The following is a 2,752-nucleotide window of genomic DNA, read 5'->3' as shown; positions in this document are numbered from 1 at the left end:
CGCGAAAATTTTTTTTCAAAAAGTGTTGACAAGTTCGAGAAAGGTTGTTAATTTAATAAAGCGCTGAGGGGGAAGCGAAAGCGAAGCGAACCGGAAACGGCGGCTGAAGCGAAGCGACCGAAGCGCGGTGAACCTAGACAAAAGAATAAGTTTGAGAGCCATTAAAGCACAAAAGCCTCGTCAAAGCAACTTAAAAAGTCGCAAGACGAGTTCCGGTGAAAACTGGAGCTAAATGAAACTCTTCTTCTCTAGGAAATTTCAAGACTAAAGTCAAGGAATTTTCAAACAAAAGAGAAACCTAACATGGAGAGTTTGATCCTGGCTCAGGATGAACGCTGGCGGTATGCTTAACACATGCAAGTCGAACGAAGTCTTCGGACTTAGTGGCGGACGGGTGAGTAACGCGTGAGAATCTGCCTTCAGGTCGGGGACAACGACTGGAAACGGTCGCTAATACCCGATGTGCCGAGAGGTGAAAGGTTAACTGCCTGAAGATGAGCTCGCGTCCGATTAGCTAGTTGGTGGGGTAAGAGCCTACCAAGGCAGTGATCGGTAGCTGGTTTGAGAGGACAATCAGCCACACTGGGACTGAGACACGGCCCAGACTCCTACGGGAGGCAGCAGTGGGGAATTTTCCGCAATGGGCGAAAGCCTGACGGAGCAATACCGCGTGAGGGACGAAGGCCTGTGGGTTGTAAACCTCTTTTCTCAGGGAAGAAGATCTGACGGTACCTGAGGAATCAGCATCGGCTAACTCCGTGCCAGCAGCCGCGGTAAGACGGAGGATGCAAGCGTTATCCGGAATTATTGGGCGTAAAGCGTCCGCAGGCGGTCTCGTAAGTCTGTCTTTAAAGCGTGGAGCTTAACTCCATAAAGGGGATGGAAACTGCGAGACTAGAGGTAGGTAGGGGTAGAAGGAATTCCCAGTGTAGCGGTGAAATGCGTAGATATTGGGAAGAACACCAGCAGCGAAGGCGTTCTACTGGACCAAACCTGACGCTCATGGACGAAAGCTAGGGGAGCGAAAGGGATTAGATACCCCTGTAGTCCTAGCCGTAAACGATGGACACTAGGTGTTGCACGTATCGACCCGTGCAGTGCCGTAGCCAACGCGTTAAGTGTCCCGCCTGGGGAGTACGCTCGCAAGAGTGAAACTCAAAGGAATTGACGGGGGCCCGCACAAGCGGTGGAGTATGTGGTTTAATTCGATGCAACGCGAAGAACCTTACCAAGGCTTGACATCCTGCGAATCCTGGCGAAAGTCGGGAGTGCCTTCGGGAGCGCAGAGACAGGTGGTGCATGGCTGTCGTCAGCTCGTGTCGTGAGATGTTGGGTTAAGTCCCGCAACGAGCGCAACCCACGTCCTTAGTTGCCAGCATTCAGTTGGGGACTCTAGGGAGACCGCCGGTGACAAACCGGAGGAAGGTGTGGATGACGTCAAGTCATCATGCCCCTTACGTCTTGGGCTACACACGTACTACAATGGTCGGGACAGAGGGCTGCAAGCTCGCGAGAGCAAGCTAATCTCGTAAACCCGGCCTCAGTTCAGATTGCAGGCTGCAACTCGCCTGCATGAAGGAGGAATCGCTAGTAATCGCAGGTCAGCATACTGCGGTGAATACGTTCCCGGGCCTTGTACACACCGCCCGTCACACCATGGGAGTTGGTTTTGCCCGAAGTCATTACCCTAACCGCAAGGAGGGGGATGCCTAAGGCAGGGCTGATGACTGGGGTGAAGTCGTAACAAGGTAGCCGTACCGGAAGGTGTGGCTGGATCACCTCCTTTCAGGGAGACCTTACCCACCTCAACTCGAAAGCACAAAGCAAATAGAGAGAGGATTGGTCAACCTAGGTCGGTCGAGGAATTTGTGCGGCTCTCAAACTTGTCTGGGTTTACTTCTAAGAAGAAGGGAAACGAGGGCTATTAGCTCAGGTGGTTAGAGCGCACCCCTGATAAGGGTGAGGTCCCTGGTTCGAGTCCAGGATGGCCCACCTTCAAAACGCTCAAGAGAGAGATACCTCTTGGGGTAGCTCTGTCTCTAAAAACAGACTTCTGCATCAAGAAGTCGAAAGTTTTGCCTTCAAAGAAGAAAAAACGTGAGTTCAGCAACTTCTAACGATTCAGAAGCCTGCTGAACTAATGTTCAGCCAGAACCTTGAAAACTGCATAGCAACAAAAGCCAAAGCAAGGTAGTCGAGAGTCAACAGCGATCAAGCTACAAAGGGCTCACGGTGGATACCTAGGCACACAGAGGCGAAGAAGGACGCGAATACCGGCGAAACGTCTCGGGGAGCTGGAAATAAGCATTGATCCGAGAGTATCCGAATGGGGCAACCCTTAACACGGTCAACTGAACACATAGGTTGACACGAGCCAACCCGGTGAATTGAAACATCTTAGTAGCCGGAGGAAGAGAAAGCAAACGCGATTCCCCTAGTAGCGGCGAGCGAAGCGGGAACAGCCTAAACCAGAGGTTTTTACTTCTGGGGTTGTGGGACGGCAACGTGGACTTGGCGAACTAAGCGAAGTAGTTGAAAGCTACACCAAAGAGGGTGAAAGTCCCGTAGTTGAAAGTTCAAAGAGCCTAGCCGGATCCCGAGTAGGCCGGAGCACGTGAAATTCCGGTTGAATCAGCGAGGACCACCTCGTAAGGCTAAATACTCCTGTGTGACCGATAGCGAAAAGTACCGCGAGGGAAAGGTGAAAAGAACCCCGGGAGGGGAGTGAAATAGAACATGAAACCGTGAGCTT

1 tRNA gene and 2 rRNA genes (1 of these 3 only partly in view) are annotated in these 2,752 nt (G+C 51.9%); all 3 read left to right on the top strand.

Features of this window, described 5'->3' with window-relative positions:
• Positions 1–300 precede the first annotated feature (300 nt).
• A 16S ribosomal RNA gene (locus H6G52_RS18320) occupies positions 301–1,786 on the top strand.
• 132 nt (positions 1,787–1,918) lie between these two features.
• Positions 1,919–1,992: transfer RNA gene (locus H6G52_RS18315), tRNA-Ile, on the top strand.
• Positions 1,993–2,209: 217 nt separating this feature from the next.
• Positions 2,210–2,752 (top strand): 23S ribosomal RNA (locus H6G52_RS18310) (it continues 2,270 nt past the right edge of the window).
• Together the 16S and 23S rRNA genes with 1 tRNA gene alongside form the textbook arrangement of a ribosomal RNA operon.

The organism is Limnothrix sp. FACHB-881 (assembly GCF_014698135.1).
In the GTDB taxonomy this organism is placed as follows: domain Bacteria; phylum Cyanobacteriota; class Cyanobacteriia; order CACIAM-69d; family CACIAM-69d; genus CACIAM-69d.
Note: the sequence above shows the minus strand (reverse complement) of the source record. Positions and strands in the feature narration are given on the sequence as shown.